Here is a 21,428-nt window from a genome sequence, read left to right on the forward strand (position 1 = left end):
CACATCAATTTAATTAGTTAGGTGTCATTATCTATCCAGACGTTTGACGTCAAGTTTATCCCCAGATCGAACCTAACGATCCTAACAACGAATCACTTGCCCCTTGTGACTGAAGAGCTTGAAGAATGATGGGAGCAAAAGTGCTGATTAATGTCGGATCCATACCTAAGCTTTTGAAAGCACCCGAGACGGCTGCATTGTCACTGAGTAAGGCTGTTAAGCCAGTCTGTTGTAAGCTAGACATACCAGGTATTAAGTCATTCAACTCTTTATTGTCCGCTGAGCTTAATGAATTCTGGGCAACCGCCAATAGCGAACCAATTCCTCCAGCTGCTTGCTCGGTAGTTACTGAAGCTTGTGTTGCGACTGTTTCTGTTAATGCTGCGGTTTGCTCTTGTTGTGACCACATAGATAAGGCGGCTGTGAGTGCCGTTTGAGATAATTGAGTGTAGTTTGTATCACTTGAAGTATCTGTTGAATCAGATGTAGTTGCACATGATGTAATGGTCAGGCAGCCAAGTGCTATGGTAAGCGCTTTCTTCATTATTCGTCCTTAAGTAATAAAGCTAAATTGAATTATTACTATAAACGAAAAACGGCGATGTTGTTACATCGCCGTGAATTGAAGTTCTTGTATTAAAACTATCTTATAGGATAGCTAGAAGTTCTACTTCAAATACTAGAGCAGCAAACGGTGGGATTGATGCGCCAGCGCCACGCTCACCGTATGCTAGGTCTTGTGGGATGTATAGTTTCCACTTAGAACCTACAGGCATTAGTTGAAGTGCTTCAACCCAACCTTTGATTACGCCAGTTACTGGGAATTCAGCTGGTTGGCCACGAGATACAGAGCTGTCAAAAACAGTACCGTCTGTAAGTTCACCGTGGTAATGAACGCGAACTTGCTTGTCTGAAGTTGGGATTTCACCAGTGCCTTCAGTGATGATTTCGTACTGTAGGCCAGACTCAAGAACTGTTATTTCAGAACGTAGAGCGTTGTCTTTTAGGAAAGCTTCACCGTCTGCAGCAGCTGCTTTTGCCGCTTCTTGGCGAGCAGCTTCACCGCGAGTGTGAAGTTCTTGAAGAGCGTTGTTGATCTCATCAATTTCGATTGCTGGCATGTCACCAGTTAGTGCAGTTGCGATACCTGCTGCGATAGCGTCAACGCTTAGGCCTTCAAGACCAGAACCTGCAAGTTGTTGGCCCATTTGTAGACCGATACCGTAGCTAGCTTTTTGCTCAACGGTTTCAAATTTTACTTCAGACATGAATGTCACTCTTATTGTGTAGAGAAAGGCAAAGGATACCAGTTCTGACTTTGTGAAGAAATCCCTTGCTCGTCCGTTATATAGAAAGGTGTGTATTTAGCTCTCAAAATTGTTTGAATTCTGTCATTTCCTTGGTGCTTTGTTTGAAAAACCTATACTCAGTGGCATTTGCTTTTTATACTCTTACTAGTTTTAAGTTTGGGCATATAGCTATGAATCGTCGTCATAAGAAAAAGCAAAAAGTTGATTATGTGGATCTAGTGAAAACTCGCTTGGGCGCGATTGATGTTCCCCAGATAAAATCCAAGTTCTCTCATACTTGGAATGTACTACCGTCACTCCACCGTAAACTTCTGATGGTTTTAGTTCCTGTTGTGGGTATTCTTGCAGTTCTGCCGTCCCCTAAAGTGGCGGAGCCAACCTCGACCTCTTCACCTTCAAGTCGCGTTGAACTTGAAATTAGTACGGTAGGTTTAAGTGAGCAAAAGAGTACTGAACAAAAAGAATTGAAGTCTAGTCAGTGGAAAGAATACAGTGTTAAGCAAGGCGACACTTTAGCTCAGGTGTTTCGAAACAACGATCTCCCGTTATCAGACCTTAATGCATTAGTAAAAATAGAAGGCCAAGACAAGCCTTTGAGTCGTATAAAAAAAGGCCAGTTAGTCCGTTTCAAACTAGCAGAAACTGGTCAATTAGATATCTTACAGCTTGAGAAGAGCGGTGATTCAGTGATGTTTTTCAGATTATCTGATGGTGGCTTTGGTCGAAGTAAATAGCGTTTAAATCTGCGCTATTCTTTTCCATTTTGTAGCCAACCCTTTCCCATATTTTAGTGGCATTAGGGGGATGACGATAAGTAATATCCCTAATGCAGTGTAACCATCTGGTACTTCGTTGAACCACATGATCCCAAACAGGCTCACAAAGACTAAACCGGAATACTCAGCTAGAGCAATTTGCCCTGCAGGTCCTTTCTTATAAGCTGCCACTGCTAAACCATTGTACCCCAATATGCATAATGCGCTTAAGGCAATGAACATGATTGCTTTCCATTCAATTGGCTGCCAATAAATCACACATAAGGCCAACGACACTGGAATAGAGAATAGCGTTGTCCACCAGAGTGTTGTCACGACAGATTGCTCATTGGGTAGTTTGCGAACCAGTACATTAAAGAGCGCGAGTGTGCAGGCTGTCCCTAGTGCAAATAAAGCTGCCCAATGGAAATGGGAAGGCCTTAATACGATCAAAACACCAATGAACCCGATGACCGTTCCTATTATCTTAGCTGTAGGAGGCGTTTCCTTTACTAGTACGATGGATAGCGGAATCATAATTAGAGGCGCTGCGTAGAAAACCGCATTTGCAGTCGCTAACGGTAAGTATGTGACTGCAACAACCATACACCCACTCCCAATTAGAATGAGGTGGGCTCGAATTATCGTCACGGGTATCTGTTTTAGCGCTCGTTGGGCGTTGGATTGTTTGTACCAGAGGGGAAAGATCAGCAGTAATGAGATTATCTGCCGTGCAAACATATATTGAAAAGGGGACACTTCACCATCCAGTACCTTTACAGCGACATCAGAGAGGGACGCTAACAAGTTCCCAAATACTAATAACAGGATGGCAGCAGTCGTATTGCTCACTACTTGCTGAGCCTCATATCGATATGAGGAATATCATCTTCTAAGTACATCTCAGATATCTGCTTGAACCCATGGCTTTGATAAAAGCTATTCAAGTGTTCTTGTGCGCCAATATCAATAGTTTGCTTGGGCCACAGTGCTTCGCAAGCATCTAGCGCTTCTGTAAGTAACAGGTGACCTAGTCCAATGCCTCGAGCGCTTTTCTTGGTCGCAATCCGTCCAATACTGACATGTTGATATGTTGTGCCAGCGGGCAACAATCGAGCGCAGGCCACGAGTTCGTTATCTTGGTAGCCCAAAAGATGCTGAACTCCATCTTGGTGATCCTTGTCATCGAGTTCTGGATAAGGGCAGGTCTGTTCTACTACGAATACATCAACGCGCAGCTTTAACAGCTCGTAGAGTTCGGTGGTAGAAAGTTGAGCGAAAGGGGTGCACTGCCAAGTAATCATTCGATGTTCCTTTTATCTAAGTTGACATCGACTTTAGCAGTGCTGTTTTAGTTAAGCATTAACAAATGTTAAGGCGGCTCTTAATTCGACTTAGGCTAATGGCTGTTATCCCCAGATAGGCGGCAATTTGGTTGTCGTTCAAGCGCTCTTCCAAATCTGGATAGTGTTCGCAAAAAAGTTGGTATCGTTGCTCTGGTGTATATAGCAGCATAAAGCGTTCTTTGTTCTCTTTGTACATGAGCTGTGTTTCCAACAGCTTAATGTAAAGCGGGTTGGATTCTTGTCGCCATTCAGAAAGAGCGCTCATAGGGAGCTGGAGAAGCACGATGGGAGTCAACGTTTCGAGCAGGTAAGGGGAAGGCTGCTCTTTGATTAAACTTTCAAAGCCCATGACCCAATCCTGTTCCCAGTAAAACTCTTTGCTGAACTGCTTTCCTTCTTGAGTGAGGTAGCAAGCATGACAAAGACCTTCGATAATGAAATAAAAAGAGTCAGGCACTTCCCCTTGATTGACTAAGATGTGTCGGGTTGGGAGCTCTAACGGTTTGGCAATGTTCACTAATGATTCAATTTCACTGTCAGTAAAATTGAAGGATTGAAGTTGTTCAATAAAAGACGAATGCATAATCGAGGCGGCTAAGATAAATGAAGAGTCATGCCAATTATCTTAGCGCGCTTAGATGATTAATCCTACACGGGAGAATAAATGTTTAACCATTAAGGTATCGTTGAGCTTGCGCTTTCCCCATATACTTCCCTAAAGTTCTAAGTGGTACTTGTTTGAGGTTCACAACAATCAAGCCATCGAGCGCATTATTGAAAGCGGGGTCTACATTAAAGCACACTAGTTTTCCATTCATGCCGAGGTACTGGCGTAATAACACAGGTAGCCCTTTACCTTTTTCCATTCGAGACAACACCTTGGACAACAAAGGAACGCTAGCTAAAGAACTCAATAGATGAGTTTGCCAAAATACATTAGAACTCGAATTTAGCGGAGAAGATGCGGAGACTAATGTCGCCTTTTCTTGATCGTAATGGTGAATGGATAGCGTCGCTGCCATTAACTGTCGCGCAGCATGGCTGTAGTCATTGCTGATACTTACAGGCCCAAAAAGATGGGTATATTTAGGGTGCCGCTCTACAAAGGTGGCTATCCCTTTCCATAACAGTAGTAGTGAATTTAAGCTGCGCTGATAGTCTTTACTGACAACGGACCGCCCTAATTCAATGCTGTTCTCTAATTTCGATATAAAATGGTGGTCGTAATTGAAAAGGCTACGAGAGTAGAGGCCATCTAAGCCATGTTGTTCGATAAGCTCATCCACTAACCCCATACGATACGCACCAACGAGCTCGCGCTTTGCTTTATTCCATACAAATAATTGGTTGTAGTAGAGATCATATTCATCAACATCACATGCCAACCCGCTGCCTTCTCCGACGTCTCGAAAGCTTTCTTCTCGAACTCGACCTATCTCTTGCATCAGTTTCGGGATTGTTTGGCTAGGCGCGCAATAGACGCTGAACTCACCTTGCTCTAGGAGTAAATGAGCCTGGGGTAATTTGTCTAATTCTTGTTGAAGTTCATCAGCTGGCAGCGCTTCAATGATGGGAGTGGCAAAGGGAGTGCTCGGAGTTACTGGATCTTTATCTTGAGCGCTCATAAGGTAAGTATTAAGGCGCAAATAGTTAACGATATCCGTGTCTTTTTCAAAGCATTTCACTTCAGAAAAAGGGATAGCAGAGCCAATGGAAATTGAAATTGTTTGTGCCTGTTTGTTGAGAAGCTCTCTTCCAAGTAAAGCGGTTCGTAATAGTGGGTGTATTCGCCCCGCTTGATAAAATAATTCACTATTCTTACCACTAATAAATATAGGGACGGTTGTGGCCTGATTTCGTTTTACGAACTTAGCCACTGATTTACTCCACTCGATATCGGTGAGGTTTTTCTCTCCTTTCGGGTAGCTTGATACTTCCCCGGCAGGGAACACGATGAGTAACCCATTATTGGCTAGGTGACGATGAGCGTCTCGCACTGCTTGAGCGTTGGTTTTTTGGGATTCTTTGCCGTCAAATACATCAATACCTATGAATAACTCATTGAGTTCGGGAAGGCGTTTCAATAATTGGTTTGCCAGCACCTTCACATCTTGTCGAACAGAGCCTATCAAGTCTGCGAGGATAACACCTTCTATCGCACCTAATGGGTGGTTGGCCACGATGATCACAGGGCCTTCACTTGGAATGTGATCTAACGTTCCCCCAGCAATATCGTAATCGATCTTAAGCGCTTTTAAGGTATGGTTCATGAACTCAAAACTCGATAAGGCTTTTGGCCTCTTTTGATACAAAGTATCGAGTTTGGCTAGTCCAGTTGCCCACTCGACAACGGATTCACCTAAACCAAAGGGTGTATAACGAGGTAAACGAAAAGGACTAGTCATCATGGTTAAGCTGCCTTATTTAGGAGTTGATGCAAGAAACCGTTTTGAACTGTGTAATCTCGGATGCTAAGAAATGCGCCTGATAGCCAAACTAAGCAGGCCATCCCGAACAGTAAGCCACCGTCATTTCCGATGACTTCTCCTGTCGAGTTGAATTCAGGCATCTGGATGCCCAATGGCGTAAACAAGTGGAAAAAAATAGCTCCGGTCATAATGCCTGTGCTCATAACTGCACCAACGCCATGCAGTTTCGTGAACAGTAATATCGCAGCAAAAAGTTCAGCAAAGCCGATCATATAGCCGCCAAATACTCCAAACCATGGCAAGCCTGACCATTGAGCCAATGTGCCAAAAATATGCTCTGTTTCGTACGAACCGGAAAACTTGAAAAATAGCGATTGAATGAAGACAAAGGCGATGAACACTGACGGGATGTGTTTGATTGGTTGAAATGTCATTGTTCGCCTCCTTACTTGATTAGCTCTGGCCAGTTTTTATCGGCTTGGGTAATGTGCAGATCTCTATCTGATTCCCAGCGCTGTTTAATCTCTTGGTCATAGTTTAAATACAGCTTGTTATCGACAATGCTCCATTGCATAGGGTCGCCCGGTGCAAAATCGTTTTTTGCCGAGACTGCCCAAGCGCAATAGCCTCCATATTGAGGAGCGTATCTTTCAGGATTATGAACAAACGTATCTAAGTTTTGCTGGGAGGAGAAATACCAGTCGGCTCCCTTGTATTCCGTGGTGAACTTCTTGCTGCCTTCAATCGGCTTCCCCTCAGTGAAATACGCGACCGTGTCATAGCCACCAAGTGCTTTGCTACTAAAGATTCCGGTATAAATGTCATCAGCAGCGAAGGTGAATTGGCTAATTGAAAAAAGTATGAGTGTGAATAATGATTTCATTGTTAGTTCCTTTTCTAACGCCGTTAGGCAATTAGTATTTCTTTTTCGGTAAATGTGTATCGGTGTTGCTGTAATGCTTGAGTCGTAAGTCGTGTACAAGGCGACCCTGGGACATAACTCATAGATAGGCCATGGCCAGATACCTCTAGGTGAGTGAAGCTGACGGTATGGGCATCTTCTCTGTGCATGCAAGTGGAGAGGTGGCCGTGCTCTGGGTGGTGGTGTGCGTGAAACCTTAGTAAGCTTTGTTGATTTTTGTTGGCCGATGTCAGTGATGCATAAACGGCTTTTCGATAGTGTTGAACATCAGCGAGTTCAACCCCAGAAGAAAACAGCGGCGAGTCGGTATCGTGGATGTTTACTTTGATGCCATCCCAAGCATAAGCGGTGACTTGCGGGTGACTTAAGCAAAGTTGAGGGCTAAATACCAAGAGCGTAAAAGGAGCAAATTGGTGTAAATCCAGAACTTTGAAATGCTCGTCGGTTTGCTCTTTGGTATGACATGAAGAAAGCAGTTTTAATAGCAGCCCGCGGCTTAGCAAAGCTCTGTTAGGAGTGTGCCCTTGGTAATTATTGAGTAAGCACAGCGCGAGTCCTCTATCATTAATGCTTATCCAACTTCCACCACCCACTGGGTCGATAGGCATCAACACATTGGTCCCATTGATAATTTCTTGCTGGGGTGGCAGTGCGAGTGCACGTGTCTTTTGTTCATCACGATTGAAGAACACTTGATAGCCATCGTCGCTAAGTAGCCAAGTTACCGAGCACATTATTGTTGTCCTCTTAAGTAGCTTGTTGTAGTTGGTGCATAGCCAAAGGTTGATGTCACCGGTACTTGCAGGAAAGTGGCGATGACTTTCATCATGGCGTAGTGATGGTTGGCATGCAGGGCTGCAAAGGTTATTTCTCTTTCTAAACTTGATGTCATGGATTCACAGATCTGGTTATCCAGCGAAACTTCGGTTTCAATGATGACCTTATGGGATAAAGCGTGTGGTTGTAGCTGCAATAGCCAATCTGAAATGTAGTGAAGCTCATCAAGTGCTATGGATTTATTGGTTTCGATATGATGCCCACGGCGTCGAGTGTTGTAGTTGATCTGCTGATTTTCTTGCAGGATCAATGCGTGAAATAGATCCAAAGTATGGCGAAAGTGTTCGCCGATGGTGCTGTCCACGTGAGGCGTTGCCTTGTGGTTATATTCCTCGTCAGTAATAGCTGATAGGAATTGAATGCCTTGATTTAAAATGTCCACTGCCCCCTTTATTGCTGAAGGAAGTGAAAGTGAAGATGAGGTATCGCTCGTTAAACTCATACGATTTCCCTATTAATTAGTCTGTCGACGGGTATTGTTCAGTGAGGCGCTTTTCTTCTTTCCACGCCAGAAGGAGTTCTTTAAGAGGCGGTGTTTGAAAACCACGCTGTTGCTGCTGTGCGCCGATATCAAAAAGAAGTCGGTATTGGTAGAGAAGTGTGGTGAAAATTTCTTTAAGGGGAGTCTGTCTATCCCAGATATGAGCCGCTTCGCTGCTTGCCCCATTGATTTCTAAAATGGTGAACGCGTCGCCATTCATTAGGCTTGGCATATCTTTAAATTTGATGTCCAAGCGGCCGTAATGGAAACCATCGAAGTCGTCGAAGATAGCATCGAGGCGCTGGGCGAGTTTATCGGTAATGAACTGGTTACCATTTCGGAAAATAGAACCCCGACTATGGCTGCCAGCAAATGCCAATTGGAATTCTTCCTCTTTACAGGGTACCCAATTCAGCTTGCTTGTGTGACGAGGGAAATAAAGGTGGCTTAACTGACCCGCCCTAGGGCATAACTCGATAAGTTGCTTCAGTGTACTCTTACCATCTCCAATCACAGTCGGGGCGTACTTCAACGTCATCGAAATGACCTTTCCTTTGCTCTGCCCTGGATAACGTACGTAGAAAACCCCAGCTTCAGCTTGATAGGGCGCTTTTTCCTGAATGAGAAAGCGAGCTCCGACTGGAAAACTTGCGATGTATTGGTCGAGTTGTTGAGAGGAGTGGAGCAGCTTAACTCCAGCACCACGACAGCCTAAATCAGGCTTGGCAACGACAGGGAAATCAATGTTTGCTCGCTGCATTGATTGCAACGCCGCTTTCAGTTGAGTGGCTCGTTGAGCTTTTGACGTTGTGATTGTTGTAAATGGCGAAATCCATTTTAACGATTCTTCGCCAGCTAAACTCAAGATATCGTGCTTTGACTCCCCAACCATGCCACTGAGTTTAATACTTGGATTCGCAATTAAAGGTAACTTCCAGTTTCTGTATTTGATGCCCTGAACGAGACTTTGCAGCACAACAGGAGTGTAAAAAAACCAACTCGGCAGAAACTCATACGGAGAGATACTGTTCGTGCTGTCTATTGTCAGCAGCGGCATTCCTGCGTTGACTTTGTTAGGAGCGATGCACTGAATGGGTTGTGAAAAACTCATGACATTCCTCTTGAATAAGAGTGGTTAAGAAACTTATTTGTGATAAACAGCAATAGGGCAGCCGTTGGGATGAGTACCCACTGATGTTCCGACGCTTGAAGCCAAGTTGATGTACCGGCGTAATAAATCGTAGAGAAAACAAGGCAGGTCCAAGCGAGAGTTGCCGATAGCACAGCGGCTAAAAAAATTGAGATGGGGACAGAAAAGAAGCCGCTGAGCGTAAAACTGATGGTCCTTAGCCCTGGGATAAAGCGAACAATAAATAGGTTTAGGAAAGCACGCTGATGTAGCTTGAGCTTTAAGGCTTTGAAATGACGATTTGTGAGCGCTTTATAGCGAATCCCACGAAAGTACTGGCAATATTTCCCGAGGTAATATAGCCCCAGGTCTCCACTTGCTATCCCAATAAAAATAGAAAATAAAGCTAGGGCAGGAGACATTAGCTCCTGACTGGCTAGCCCTGCGGCGGTGATAATTGCGAGGTCTTCTAGTGCATAAGAAAGAAGAATCACGCCCACGAACAAGATCATAGGAGACTCAGAGCTAGTCGTTAACAGCGTTTGAATATATTCCACGAAGAACACGTCTTCCTCCTTTTTCTCGATGTAGGTTTATTTAAAAATAGTGCGCTAATGCGGGACTAGCTAAGTAGACGTTATTAGCAACAAAAATAATTCATGCTTTAAAAGACCGCGGTGTGAATATAAAAATTGCACACACCAACACGTATTTTTAAGAAAAGGAGAAACGGGTTAGAAAGGGAGAGTGGTAAGTTAGCGAACAAAATCAGAAGGTTGAATGGACGGTAAAAGGCGTCGACTTTACCTTAAGGTGTTGATTAGGTTGTTTGTTTTACAGTTGGGATATGAGAGCTAGCCAGAAATGCTTGATATAAAAAACGCGGCTAAAAAGCCGCGTTTTATTTTCAATAATTGATTATTTACCTAAATCAATTTGGTATACGCCAAAGCCGACATCGTCTGTCGCGACGCGTTTCATTGGGTATTGGCCTTTGTCTTTGATGAACTGAGCAGCCTTTTCGCTTGGTGACGTTTCAAAGCGGATATCTAGCGCTTTGTCTGACTTAATTGGAGCGAAAGTCCAGTTGTTGTCAGCGGCTGGGTTTACTTGACCTTTTTCAGCACTTACACGAGTAATGTAGTTTGCTACTACCGTACGGTTCTCGTCTGGAGAGTCAAATGCGATAAACTCGCTTCCAGTTCCTGGGAACTTGTTGCTGTAAGCGCGGTAGTTGTTGGTTGCGATGATGAAGTCTTGCTTCATATCAATTGGCTTACCTTGGTAAGTTAGGCCAACGATACGCTCAGACCCTTCGTTGATCACTTTACAGTTACCATCGTATTTCGCAGGTTGAGTTACGTCGATCTGGTAGTTAACACCGTCCATCACGTCAAAGTTGTAAGTACGGAAACCATCCCAGTCGATCAGTTGTTGAGGGGCTGTACTGTTCACATCAATCTGTTTGAATTGACCTGCAGAACACTCTAACCATTCTTTCACTTCGCTACCGGTTACTTTCAACGCGACTAGCGTATTCGGGTATAGGTATAGATCGGCTGCGTTACGGAAAGTTAGTTGACCAGCTTCTACTTCAGTGAAGTTTGCTGGGTCATTCTTACGACCGCCTGCTTTAAAAGGTGCAGCTGCAGATAGTACTGGCGTACCGTCTAAATCAGGGTCACCTTGAATGAAGCGCTCAACGTAATCTTTTTGCGCAAGGTTTACGATTTGTACCGTTGGATCATCTTGAACAAGAGCCAAGAAGCTGTACATCACGTTGTCTGCTTTACCAATAGGTTGGTTAACAAAGTCACGAGTTCCTTTATGGTCAACTTCTAGCGCTTTAACAATTCCAGCATCTGCTTCAGTTAAAGATTGCTTGGTTTTTTTGTCAAAGATTGGACGAGCTTCAGATTTACCTTCTGCGACGACCCACTTACCGTCTTTTTGCTCCAAAGTAAGATCCATAACCCCAACGTGGCTACCCCAACGACCTGGCATCACAGCTGCCACGCCATTGATAGTACCGTTTTGGTTATCGATGCCTTGCATGTCATCGAAGCCTTTACCTGGGAAAACAGCGTGAGAGTGACCGAAGGCAATCGCATCGATACCTTCTACTTCAGATAGGTAGTACGTTGAGTTTTCTTCGCCTTGTTTGTATGGGTCCATTGAAACGCCCGAGTGCGGGATTGCAACAATCACGTCAGCGCCTTCGGCTTTCATTTGAGGAACAAGCTCTTCCGCGCTTTCTTTGATGTCTTTCGCGAAAACTTTACCTTCTAGATTCTTTTTATCCCATACCATGATTTGTGGTGGGACAAAGCCGATGTAACCCACTTTGATTTCGTGCTCTACACCACCCGTATCTTTAAACGTGTGCGTTTTAATAATGTATGGCTTGAAGTAGTGTTCTTTTGTTTCAGCATCAAACACGTTTGCGCTGATGTATGGGAAATCAGCGTCATTAATCGATTCCGCTAGGAAATCTAAACCGTAGTTAAATTCGTGGTTACCGATGTTACCAGCATCGTAGTTTAGCTGGTTCATCGCTTTGTAAGCTGGGTGAACTTCGCCTGCTTCAATGCCTTTGTCTGCCATGTAATCACCCATTGGGCTACCTTGCAGCAAGTCACCATTATCAACAAGAACGCTGTTGGTTACTTCATTTCGAGCTTCTTTTACAAGAGTTGCAGTACGCGCTAAGCCAATTTTTTGTGATGGCTTGTCTTTGTAGTAATCGTAATCCATAAGGTTAGTATGGATATCTGTAGTCTCTACAACGCGCAGTTTAATCACTTCATCGGTATCAGGTGTTGTTGTGCAACCTGAAAGTGTAAATAAGCCTAAGCCAGCAAGCACTGCTAGTGATAAAGGTTTTATTGCAACTTTCATTATTAGCTCCAAATTGGGTCGGTAAAATTTCGTTGCTTAATGTAACAAAAAAAGATGAAACAATGATTACACCCTAAGGGAAAGTGTGATCTCACACGATTACTTGATGGCATTCTGTAGCGTGCGTCCCAAAAGTGTTTGTATATCCACCAATTTCATTTTCTGCCCCGCCTCTAAATCGTGATTCTGTCTTTTCTTATCAGCTTTTCGAATAAAAAATGAAATTTTAGAATTTCCGGTAATATAACAAGCTCGTCATAATGCCAACATCAAGGACGTATTCGTTCAGGTGCACCTCGCTGACTTTGATAGTGATGGTTGTCATTTATTCGTAATACGCCAGCTCACCAAAAAGCCAAGTGAGAGAGATACCCAATTCGGTAGTTTCATTATCGAGTGAAGAAATGCTCGTTAGCCCGAGCCTTAAAGGAAGCGCAGAAATGGACCAACAACGTTTAACCCACTTAAAACAGCTAGAGGCGGAAAGTATTCATATTATCCGTGAAGTAGCCGCTGAGTTTGATAATCCGGTAATGATGTATTCAATCGGTAAAGACTCATCTGTCATGCTTCACCTAGCTCGTAAAGCCTTTTACCCAGGTAAGATTCCTTTCCCACTTTTACATGTGGACACCGATTGGAAATTCCGTGAAATGATCGAGTTTCGTGACCGTACTGCTGAAAAATATGGTTTTGATCTATTGGTGCACAAAAACCCTGAAGGGCTAGAAATGGGGTGCAACCCATTCGTTCATGGATCTTCTAAGCACACTGACATCATGAAAACTCAAGGGTTAAAGCAGGCGTTAAACAAATATGGTTTTGATGCAGCCTTTGGTGGTGCTCGCCGTGATGAAGAGAAATCTCGTGCAAAAGAGCGTGTGTATTCGTTCCGCGATAAAAACCACACTTGGGACCCGAAAAATCAGCGTCCTGAGCTTTGGAGAACATACAACGGCCAAGTGAATAAAGGCGAAAGTATCCGTGTATTCCCGCTTTCTAACTGGACTGAGCTTGATATCTGGCAATACATCTATTTGGAAAACATTGAAATCGTTCCACTTTACTTGTCAGAAAAACGTCCTGTTGTTGAGCGTGATGGCATGCTGATCATGGTTGATGATGACCGTATGAAGCTTGAAGAAGGCGAGAAAATTGAAGAGAAAAGTGTACGTTTCCGTACTTTAGGTTGCTACCCACTAACTGGGGCGGTTGAGTCTGAAGCGAATACGTTAACGGGCATTATTGAAGAAATGCTGGTGGCCACATCAAGTGAGCGTCAGGGTCGTGCTATCGATCATGATCAGTCCGGCTCTATGGAACTGAAAAAACGCCAAGGTTATTTCTAAGAATCTAAGGAAAGAAGAATGAATAGTGCAGTAGAAGCCGAACTAGCTGAGCTAGGTATTGAAGGCTACCTAAGCCAACACCAACATAAATCTATGCTTAGGTTTTTGACTTGTGGTTCTGTTGATGACGGAAAAAGTACTCTAATTGGTCGTTTGCTCCATGACACGAAGCAAATTTATGAAGATCAGCTAGCAGCCGTTCACTCAGATAGCCAACGTGTGGGTACGACTGGAGAAAAACCAGATTTAGCCTTACTTGTGGATGGCCTACAAGCGGAGCGAGAGCAGGGTATTACGATTGACGTCGCTTACCGTTATTTCTCTACGCAAAAGCGTAAGTTCATCATCTCAGATACTCCTGGACATGAGCAGTACACGCGTAACATGGCTACAGGTGCCTCGACTTGTGATCTTGCAGTGATCTTGATTGATGCTCGCAAAGGGGTGTTAGATCAAACACGTCGTCACTCGTTTATTTCGAACCTGCTAGGTCTGAAGCATTTTGTCGTCGCAGTGAACAAAATGGATCTTGTGGATTATTCACAAGAGCGTTTTGAAGAGATTCGAGATCAATATCTAGAGTTTGCTGAAAACCTAGAAGGTGAAACGAATATCCAGATCATTCCGGTTTCAGCGCTTGAGGGGATTAATGTTGCCTCGGCAAGCCCTGAGCTAGATTGGTTTGAAGGCCCGACGTTACTTGAGGTTCTGGAAAATGTCGATATCGATCAAACTCGATCGTCTGGTGAATTCCGCTTCCCGGTACAATATGTCAATCGTCCTAATTTAGACTTCCGAGGCTTTGCAGGCACTATCGCATCAGGCTCGGTAAAGGTTGGAGATGAGATTAAAGCCTTGCCTTCAGGTAAGAAGTCAAAAGTGGCTCGTATTGTCACATTTGATGGCGATTTAGAATCGGCGCAAGCTGGGTTAGCTGTAACCCTGACATTGGAAGATGAGATTGATATCAGTCGTGGTGATTTGATTGTGCTAGAAAACGCAGAAATTGAATCGACGAACCATATTCTTGCTGATGTGGTATGGATGACTGAGCAACCGCTACAGCCGGGCAAAGCTTACGACATCAAGATTGCTGGTAAGAAGACTGTGGGTCAAGTTGAAGCCATTCGTCATCAGTATGACATCAACAACCTATCGAGCCATGAAGCTGCGCAATTACCACTTAACGGTATTGGTTTATGTGAATGGTCGTTAAATGAGTCTGTAGCGCTAGATAAATACTTAGACAGTGCAGACACCGGTGGCTTTATCGTGATTGATCGCCTGACTAACGTGACCGTTGGTGCTGGTTTGATCCGTGACCGCTTAGATTCTGTCGAGCAGCAAGCAGGCGATTTCTCTGCATTTGAAATCGAGTTGAATGCTTTGGTTCGCAAGCACTTCCCACATTGGGATGCGAAAGACTTAAGTCAGTTATTGAAGTAATCCATTACTGAAAAATTGACATTAATAGGTGGGGGCACAGGCTCCCACCTTGTAAGGACGAGTTATGTGGGAACAAGGATTTGTATTAGCGATACTGCTTGGCATTATTACCTGCCTGCTTGTAACTCGTATTAAACCAAGCTTTATTTTTGCTGGCGCTGCTTTTTTAGCGTTTATTGGCGGAATGATTGATTTATCGAGCTTGGCAAATAATTTCACTAACTCGTCACTTTTGACGCTAGTTCTATTAATTCTGGCCTCAAGTGCGTTGGAGAAAACCCGCTTAATCAGTTGGGTGAGTCGAAATATTTCGGAAGGTCGACTCGGCACTGTCGTAGCAAAGTTGGGTATTTCCACAGCGTTACTTTCTTCGTTTACCAATAACACCGCGGTCGTAGTCTCGTTGATCGGAGCGATCAAACGCAATCAACAACATGCGCCATCCAAACTACTAATACCTCTTTCCTATGCCGCGATCTTAGGTGGTACATTAACTTTGATTGGCACCTCTACCAATTTGATCATCAATAGTTTTGTTGAAGATGCGGGATTGCCAAGTTTGAGCTTTTTTGCCCCGACAATGATTGGGCTAACGGTATTGGTCGGTGGCGTTCTGATCCTTATTCCACTGAGTTATCTATTGCCATCATACGATGAACATTCTCAAGATGATTTACCGTACTTCTTAGAAGCGAGAGTTGAGCCTGGCTCACCTTTAGTTGGTCGCAGTGTCAGTCAGAATAACCTACGGGCATTACGTAAATTATTTTTGGCTGAGGTGATACGTGATGGCGAAACCACCGCTTCAATTGATCCTGACTTCGTCCTTCAAGCAAGAGACCGATTACTCTTTTGTGGGGATATTGACAGTGTGTCGACATTGCAAGAGATCCAAGGGCTCACGCTATTTGGACAGCATCATTTGAATGGTCAAAACTTCGTTGAAGTTGTAGTGAGCTCTTCAGCAAGTTTCTGTAATAAGACATTAAAAACGAGTCAGTTTCGAGATAAGTTTGATGCCGTGGTTGTCGCGATCCGACGAGGTCATGAGCGCCTAGAAGGCGGTTTAGGTAATATTGTGTTGACCGCCGGGGATACTTTAGTTTTAGTACCAGGCAAGCGTTTTGAGCAACAACGCCAAGAGCATAATAAAGAATTTGTCTTGATGAACGACTTAGACTCAAGTGCAAAATTGGACGCGGATAAATCCACTTACGTCTTGCTTGGGTTTGCCGGTGTCATTGGTTGTGCATTGGCAGACCTAGTCCCAATTATCAAAGGGTTGGCAGTATTTATTTTATTATTGGTGGCCTTTGGTATTGTTCAGCTCTCCGAATTACGTCGCCGCTTCCCTGTCGACATTGTTGTCATTGTCGGTTCGGCATTATCGATAGCCCAATTAATGATTTCTTCTGGGTTATCTGTGCGAATGGGCGATATGTTCATTGAGGCATTCAATGGCTGGGGAGTTTTTGGCGCTTTAGTCGCGACCTACTTGATGACTCTGGTGTTGACTGAATTGGTTACGAATAATGCCGCAGCCGCGCTCTCGTTTCCTATCGGTTATAGTATGGCAGTAGGATACGGCGTTGACCCTATGCCATTTATCATGGCGGTTTTATTCGGTGCCAGTGCGAGCTTTATTTCTCCTTACGGCTATCAAACTAACTTATTGGTTTACAGTGTAGGGAACTACCATTTAACGGATTACTTGCGGATAGGTATCCCAATCTCAATCGTGTATTCAGTATTGGTTTTGAACCTCATCCCATATTTCTTCCCATTTTAGTGTCGAGATGCAAGTTCATTTCAAGGATTATTTATGACCACATCTACTTTGCCAAAAGACGAAAACATCGTTTGGCACCAGCATTCTGTTGATAAAGCTTTTCGCGCGGGCTTGAAGTCACAAAAACCAGCGGTACTTTGGTTTACGGGCTTATCTGGCTCAGGAAAATCGACAGTGGCGGGGGCATTAGAGTCGCGTTTGGCTGAACTTGGCTATCATACTTATTTGTTAGATGGGGATAATGTTCGTCACGGTTTGTGTAATGATCTTGGTTTTTCAGAACAAGACCGACGTGAGAACATTCGTCGTATCGGTGAATTAGCGAAGTTGATGGCTGATGCGGGTTTGATTGTACTTTCTGCCTTTATTTCCCCTCATCAAGCTGAGCGCCAGCTGGTTCGTGATTTATTACCAGAAGGGGAGTTTTTGGAAGTTTTCGTCAATACGCCTTTAGAAATCTGCGAACAACGTGATCCTAAAGGGCTGTATAAAAAAGCTCGAGCGGGAGAAATTCCAAACTTCACGGGAATCAGCTCTGTGTATGAAGCACCAACCCACCCTGAAATTGACCTGCCAGCTGGTGACAAATCATTGGATGAATTGGTTGAGCAATGTGTTGAAGCGTTAACCCAACGTAATATTTTGGCGCCGCGCTAAACGGCGTGGTGAATATTACTTTTCACTTCAGTTTGTACCGTAAACTTCTGGCTCAGTAGTGCGATCATTTGATCGTAATACTGCATATTAGGTTTATTACCTAATAGTTGGCACAGCTCATTTCCTGTTGGACTAAAGCGATAGTAAATGAGCTTCACACCTTTTGATATCGGCTGTAGGCTCATATTTTTTCCTTGGTAGGAAAGGTTGAGCGCAGGGTCGAAATCAATTTCACCCGACTCCAATTCTGTTCCTAGTAACAACCCAAGTTCAATTAAGTGCAATAGACTGGAGTAGGGCAGCTTAAAGCTCCCTAAATTTATTGTGCTTGTGGTATCTCTTTTCCCAAAACTAAAAATCCCTCCATGGGCTTTAAATCCCAGTAACAGTTTACGACTGTTATCACTGCCAAAGCTGCACGCGAGTGATGCCGCTCTTTGCAGGTTTTGCGCTTCTTTTGGCGTCATATCTTGCAAGACTTGAAGTGCTTTCATCGAAGTTGAGCCGGGGTTGGTGACTTCTCTTTTTAGTACTTGTGCCCAGAGTCGTTGCATTGACGTGTTATGGATATTCTGTGCCATTTCAAAAAAGCGATATAGCCAATCTTGGTCTGGGTCACCGGCCGTTTCATCCTTACACGAAACATGCGCGAGCTTCATGATTTGCTCTAAGTTCTTCTGGCACTGTTCCTTGTGCCTTTTTTCTCTTAGTAATGCTCTTTCAAGTAGGCTTTTTTCTGGCTGTTCATTGCCTTTTTGAGGCTCTTTGAGTAGTGCATCGAGGCCGAAGGATTGTGCGATGTTAAGCACTCGGCTAGCACTGTCTTTTATGTAGGCTTTCTTTTCATGATGGGCTGACTGCTGGGAGCCACCGTCATGATCAATAACAACGGGCTGCTTGCTATCTGACATAAATTTACCATTTGGGAAGATAAGACCTTAACTGATTAAAATGTAACTCTTTATGCGTTTGGTTGCTACATAAACCCGTTGTCGAGGTAGTTCAAATAAATTTGGCTTTAGCTGATGATAAAAAAATGTTAAATTTGTTGTGTTTTTATTGGAGGGCTTATGAGGCAACTAAATGAGAATAAGCTGAAAAAGCAATTATCAGTCGCGTTTTTACTGGCTGCTTATATAGCAGTGCTAGCTTATCTATCTAAATATATTATTTAATCCAGACAAGCTAGCTAGTTATCAAACTGTTAATGGCATTTACATGTCATCGTAGGCTTCTATTTCCGTACCTTCAATTAAATACCCTGTCTCTGCCAATTCATGGCTCATGCTTTCTGTCTTTAGTGTTCCGACTACGTATATAACATCCCATAACTCTTGAACCGGCGCTCCCTCAGGAAACTTCACGTAAATGATTTGATTCGGAGGTGGTGGTGGAACATGAATACAAGCGCCGAAGTAAGGCACCAATAAAAATTCAGTGACTTTGTCCGCATCCCCTTCAAGAGGGATCACAAAGCCGGGGATTTTTACGGTGCTACCATTTAGTTCGGTACGAATGGCTCCGAGTTTAGATTGTTTAGCTTGAGTCGAATGATCGACGGTTGGCATTCCAAAGGGATCCAATTGCGCTCGTTCACTTTCTGGGATCAAATCGATCCAATCTAAAGTCAGCATTGCATCACTGTCATTAGCGTTTGCGTAGACTGGCATCATTAGTAAACCAATCAATAATAGAAATACTTTTTTCATTTTAACTCCGAGTTAGATTCTAATGGTCATGCCGTCGGCAAGTGATTGGCGATACGCCCTAAATGCCGGTATGAAGCCGATTAAAATCCCTGATATTTGTACAAGTGCGAGTAGCTTCCATTCGTAAGCCGTTAATGCAGAAACCGATATGTTAATGCCATAAGCTTGTTGGATGATAGGGGCCGCTACGCTAATCATTGAGAATAAGCTGACGACACCTAATGTGATACCCAAGAAAGTTAATGCGCTGGCTTCGCTAATCAACAAACTGAACACATGGCGAGGTCTTGCGCCCATTGCTCGCAAGATGGCCATTTCTCGACGCCTTTCCTGCAAACTCGTTAACAAGCTACTCAGCATCCCCAGTAACCCTGCGACTACCACAAAGCCTGACACTATGAGTAGGGCTTGTTCTGCCACTGACATCATGCCCCAAAGCTCATGGAGTGCGATACCCGGCATAATGGCGCTTAATGGCTCCTGACGATAGGTATTAATTTCTCTTTGAAGCGCAAACGTCTGAATTTTTGAATTGAGTCCCAAGAGCATCGCGGTAATTTGCTTTGGTTCAAATTGATGCTGTTTGAGTTGCTCTATATCAGGCGTATGCCCAAGGTTCGCACCTGATTCCCATCCGACATGAATGGCTTCAATTGCTTCTAAAGAAACATGTACCGTTTTATCTACAGGTGTGCCTGTTGGTGCAATGATACCGACAATCTTGAATGGTAGGTTATCGTGTCGGCTGAATGCAACATCACTAATACCATGAGCCAGAATGATTTCATCACCCAACTTATAGTTTAACTTTTTGGCGACTTCCGAGCCTAATACGGTTTCGAATACTCCATCAAACTCACGTCCTTGCTGTAAGGTAAGTGGTTGCTTACTTCCGTATTGGTAATGCTCAAAATAGCTTTGGTTTGTTCCCATGACTCGAAAGCCTCTGTGAGAATCCCCAAGAGAAATCGGTACCGCCCACTTTACAGAGCGGTGTTGGCTGAATTCTTGATAGCTTTTCCAGTCAATATTATTGGTGGCGTTTCCAATTCGAAATACGGAGTAGAGAAGCAAATTAACTTGCCCAGAGCGTCCACCGACAATCAGGTCTGTGCCTGAAATCGTATTGGCAAAGCTGCTTTTGGCTTGGGTTCGAACTCTTTCTACTCCTAACAGAAGTACCACTGAGACGGCTACCGTCAAAATAGTAAGAATGGCGGTCGCTTTTCTGTTAAGTACACTTTTTAATGCTAAGTGAGTGATTACTTTCATTGGAAGCCTTTAGCGTTATTGACGAGTTTCAGGTCTACGCTTTGAGTAAACAATTTTTCTAGCGTTGGATCATGACTGACAAAGATGAGAGTCGATTCTGCTTGATCGGCTTGCTCCATCAAAAGCTCGATAAACAGCTCTCGATTGTCGTGATCTAAGGCTGAAGTCGGTTCATCGGCAATGATGAGTTTAGGTCTACCAATCAATGCTCGAGCTGCTGCGACTCTTTGCTGTTGGCCAATACTTAACTCTGTCACCGGTTTGTCCATTAAGGCTTCCGGTAAATGAAGACGTCTTAAAAGTTCTCTGGCAGTTTTTGCTAAGTCTTGGTCGACTTTTTGTTTGCGTTTCTTGGAAAATTGGCAGGGTAATATGACGTTGTCTACGACAGATAAATACGGCAGTAAATTGAATTGCTGGAAAATATACCCGATGTTTTCTGCTCGAAACGTATCTCTTTGGCTAGGAGATAGCTGAGTAAGATCTTGTCCTAATATGGATACGTAACCTTTCTGGGCCTGGTTGATCCCCGTAAGAAGGCTTAATAGCGTTGATTTTCCGCAACCGCTTGGACCTTTTATGAATAGGTGCTCCTGAGATTTCACTTGTAGCGAAGAAATTTCCAAGGTCGGTTCTAATTCAGGTTTCCAGCTGAAACTGATGTCGTTTAAATCGACGACTAAAGCTTGATTATCATGTTCACGGGACATGGTTACTCCTGCAAGCTAGAGGTTAGGTTCAATAGGTGAAGTAAGTAGACACTTACTTCACCTTAGAGTTTCACTTTAGAATCGGAAACCTGACTTATCTGCAGTTAACTTCTGCTGAGTCTGTACCGTATCAGTCAGTAAGTTAACAGTGATAGATTCTGTTTTTGCAAACTTACTGAACCACTGAGTATCGATAGAGTTGAAGTCTGCTATTGAACCACAGTTGTAATGGTACTCAACCGTGAACTCGCCATGTCCTGAGTGGGCATGCTCGTCATGATCGTGTTTATCATGGTCGTGATGCTCATGCTTGTCATGATCGTGTTTATCATGGTCGTGATGCTCATGCTTGTCATGATCGTGTTTATCATGGTCGTGATGCTCATGCT

23 protein-coding genes are annotated in these 21,428 nt (G+C 43.8%); 5 read left to right on the plus strand and 18 right to left on the minus strand.

Annotated elements, in window-relative coordinates; translation table 11 throughout:
* Positions 1-55: 55 nt before the first annotated feature.
* Both ACHUFI_RS11840 and ACHUFI_RS11845 read right to left on the minus strand, forming a co-directional pair.
* Positions 56-544, minus strand: a complete 489-nt coding sequence (locus ACHUFI_RS11840) for a DUF2780 domain-containing protein (RefSeq protein ID WP_394249315.1) — start codon at positions 542-544, stop codon at positions 56-58.
* Between the two features lie 103 nt (positions 545-647).
* Positions 648-1,268, minus strand: coding sequence for an FKBP-type peptidyl-prolyl cis-trans isomerase (locus ACHUFI_RS11845; protein ID WP_394249317.1), 621 nt, complete (start codon positions 1,266-1,268; stop codon positions 648-650).
* Between the two features lie 212 nt (positions 1,269-1,480).
* Here ACHUFI_RS11845 and ACHUFI_RS11850 point away from each other — a divergent pair, with 212 nt between their 5' ends.
* Positions 1,481-2,044: a LysM-like peptidoglycan-binding domain-containing protein gene (locus tag ACHUFI_RS11850; protein WP_394249319.1), complete on the plus strand. Its 564-nt coding sequence runs from the start codon at positions 1,481-1,483 to the stop codon at positions 2,042-2,044.
* Between the two features lie 3 nt (positions 2,045-2,047).
* On the opposite strand, the gene ACHUFI_RS11855 is transcribed toward ACHUFI_RS11850, so the two are convergent.
* The 11 genes from ACHUFI_RS11855 to cpdB all read right to left on the minus strand — a co-directional run bounded on the left by ACHUFI_RS11855 (position 2,048) and on the right by cpdB (position 12,107).
* Positions 2,048-2,917 carry a DMT family transporter gene (locus ACHUFI_RS11855; RefSeq protein WP_394249321.1) on the minus strand — a complete coding sequence of 290 codons (870 nt, stop codon included), beginning with the start codon at positions 2,915-2,917 and terminating at the stop codon, positions 2,048-2,050.
* A complete protein-coding gene (locus tag ACHUFI_RS11860; protein ID WP_394249323.1) occupies positions 2,917-3,369 on the minus strand; it encodes a GNAT family N-acetyltransferase in 453 nt (150 codons plus the stop codon). The genes ACHUFI_RS11855 and ACHUFI_RS11860 overlap by 1 nt, the downstream gene beginning before the upstream one ends.
* Positions 3,370-3,427: 58 nt before the next feature.
* Positions 3,428-3,994, minus strand: coding sequence for a Crp/Fnr family transcriptional regulator (locus tag ACHUFI_RS11865; protein WP_394249325.1), 567 nt, complete (start codon positions 3,992-3,994; stop codon positions 3,428-3,430).
* A gap of 85 nt (positions 3,995-4,079) precedes the next feature.
* The gene (locus tag ACHUFI_RS11870) at positions 4,080-5,819 is read right to left on the minus strand and encodes a lysophospholipid acyltransferase family protein (protein ID WP_394249327.1); all 1,740 of its coding nucleotides are present in this window, start codon (positions 5,817-5,819) and stop codon (positions 4,080-4,082) included.
* Between the two features lie 2 nt (positions 5,820-5,821).
* A complete protein-coding gene (locus ACHUFI_RS11875) occupies positions 5,822-6,274 on the minus strand; it encodes a hypothetical protein (protein WP_394249329.1) in 453 nt (150 codons plus the stop codon).
* A gap of 11 nt (positions 6,275-6,285) precedes the next feature.
* Positions 6,286-6,723 carry a YHS domain-containing (seleno)protein gene (locus tag ACHUFI_RS11880; protein WP_394249331.1) on the minus strand — a complete coding sequence of 146 codons (438 nt, stop codon included), beginning with the start codon at positions 6,721-6,723 and terminating at the stop codon, positions 6,286-6,288.
* Between the two features lie 23 nt (positions 6,724-6,746).
* The gene (locus tag ACHUFI_RS11885; RefSeq protein WP_394249333.1) at positions 6,747-7,496 is read right to left on the minus strand and encodes an NRDE family protein; all 750 of its coding nucleotides are present in this window, start codon (positions 7,494-7,496) and stop codon (positions 6,747-6,749) included.
* Positions 7,496-8,041: a hypothetical protein gene (locus ACHUFI_RS11890; protein ID WP_394249335.1), complete on the minus strand. Its 546-nt coding sequence runs from the start codon at positions 8,039-8,041 to the stop codon at positions 7,496-7,498. Before ACHUFI_RS11890 ends, ACHUFI_RS11885 begins: the two co-directional genes overlap by 1 nt.
* A gap of 16 nt (positions 8,042-8,057) precedes the next feature.
* Complete coding sequence (locus ACHUFI_RS11895) at positions 8,058-9,191, minus strand: ATP-grasp domain-containing protein (RefSeq protein ID WP_394249337.1); 1,134 nt, start codon at positions 9,189-9,191, stop codon at positions 8,058-8,060.
* Entirely contained in the window at positions 9,188-9,775 is a 588-nt protein-coding gene (locus ACHUFI_RS11900; protein WP_394249339.1) for a DedA family protein, read from the minus strand. Before ACHUFI_RS11900 ends, ACHUFI_RS11895 begins: the two co-directional genes overlap by 4 nt.
* 352 nt (positions 9,776-10,127) lie before the next feature.
* Positions 10,128-12,107: a 2',3'-cyclic-nucleotide 2'-phosphodiesterase gene (gene cpdB / locus ACHUFI_RS11905; RefSeq protein ID WP_394249341.1), complete on the minus strand. Its 1,980-nt coding sequence runs from the start codon at positions 12,105-12,107 to the stop codon at positions 10,128-10,130.
* A gap of 404 nt (positions 12,108-12,511) precedes the next feature.
* Here cpdB and cysD point away from each other — a divergent pair, with 404 nt between their 5' ends.
* The 4 genes from cysD to cysC all read left to right on the plus strand — a co-directional run bounded on the left by cysD (position 12,512) and on the right by cysC (position 17,348).
* Positions 12,512-13,456, plus strand: a complete 945-nt coding sequence (gene cysD, locus ACHUFI_RS11910) for a sulfate adenylyltransferase subunit CysD (RefSeq protein WP_394249343.1) — start codon at positions 12,512-12,514, stop codon at positions 13,454-13,456.
* Between the two features lie 18 nt (positions 13,457-13,474).
* Positions 13,475-14,902, plus strand: a complete 1,428-nt coding sequence (gene cysN, locus ACHUFI_RS11915) for a sulfate adenylyltransferase subunit CysN (RefSeq protein WP_394249345.1) — start codon at positions 13,475-13,477, stop codon at positions 14,900-14,902.
* 64 nt (positions 14,903-14,966) lie between these two features.
* Complete coding sequence (locus tag ACHUFI_RS11920; protein ID WP_394249347.1) at positions 14,967-16,691, plus strand: SLC13 family permease; 1,725 nt, start codon at positions 14,967-14,969, stop codon at positions 16,689-16,691.
* A 33-nt stretch (positions 16,692-16,724) separates the two neighbouring features.
* A complete protein-coding gene (gene cysC, locus ACHUFI_RS11925) occupies positions 16,725-17,348 on the plus strand; it encodes an adenylyl-sulfate kinase (RefSeq protein ID WP_394249349.1) in 624 nt (207 codons plus the stop codon).
* On the opposite strand, the gene ACHUFI_RS11930 is transcribed toward cysC, so the two are convergent.
* The 5 genes from ACHUFI_RS11930 to ACHUFI_RS11950 form a co-directional block, all read right to left on the minus strand.
* Complete coding sequence (locus ACHUFI_RS11930) at positions 17,345-18,259, minus strand: TIGR03899 family protein (protein ID WP_394249351.1); 915 nt, start codon at positions 18,257-18,259, stop codon at positions 17,345-17,347. The genes cysC and ACHUFI_RS11930 overlap by 4 nt on opposite strands.
* A gap of 303 nt (positions 18,260-18,562) precedes the next feature.
* On the minus strand, positions 18,563-19,057 hold the full coding sequence (locus tag ACHUFI_RS11935; protein WP_394249353.1) for a DUF3299 domain-containing protein: 495 nt from the start codon (positions 19,055-19,057) through the stop codon (positions 18,563-18,565).
* 12 nt (positions 19,058-19,069) lie between these two features.
* Positions 19,070-20,329, minus strand: a complete 1,260-nt coding sequence (locus ACHUFI_RS11940; protein WP_394249355.1) for an ABC transporter permease — start codon at positions 20,327-20,329, stop codon at positions 19,070-19,072.
* On the minus strand, positions 20,326-21,039 hold the full coding sequence (locus ACHUFI_RS11945; RefSeq protein WP_394249357.1) for an ABC transporter ATP-binding protein: 714 nt from the start codon (positions 21,037-21,039) through the stop codon (positions 20,326-20,328). Before ACHUFI_RS11945 ends, ACHUFI_RS11940 begins: the two co-directional genes overlap by 4 nt.
* 75 nt (positions 21,040-21,114) lie before the next feature.
* On the minus strand, positions 21,115-21,428 hold a 314-nt coding region (locus tag ACHUFI_RS11950; protein ID WP_394249359.1), incomplete at its 5' end, for a ZrgA family zinc uptake protein.

The sequence above is a fragment of the Vibrio profundi genome (assembly GCF_043642225.1).
Lineage (GTDB): Bacteria > Pseudomonadota > Gammaproteobacteria > Enterobacterales > Vibrionaceae > Vibrio > Vibrio profundi_A.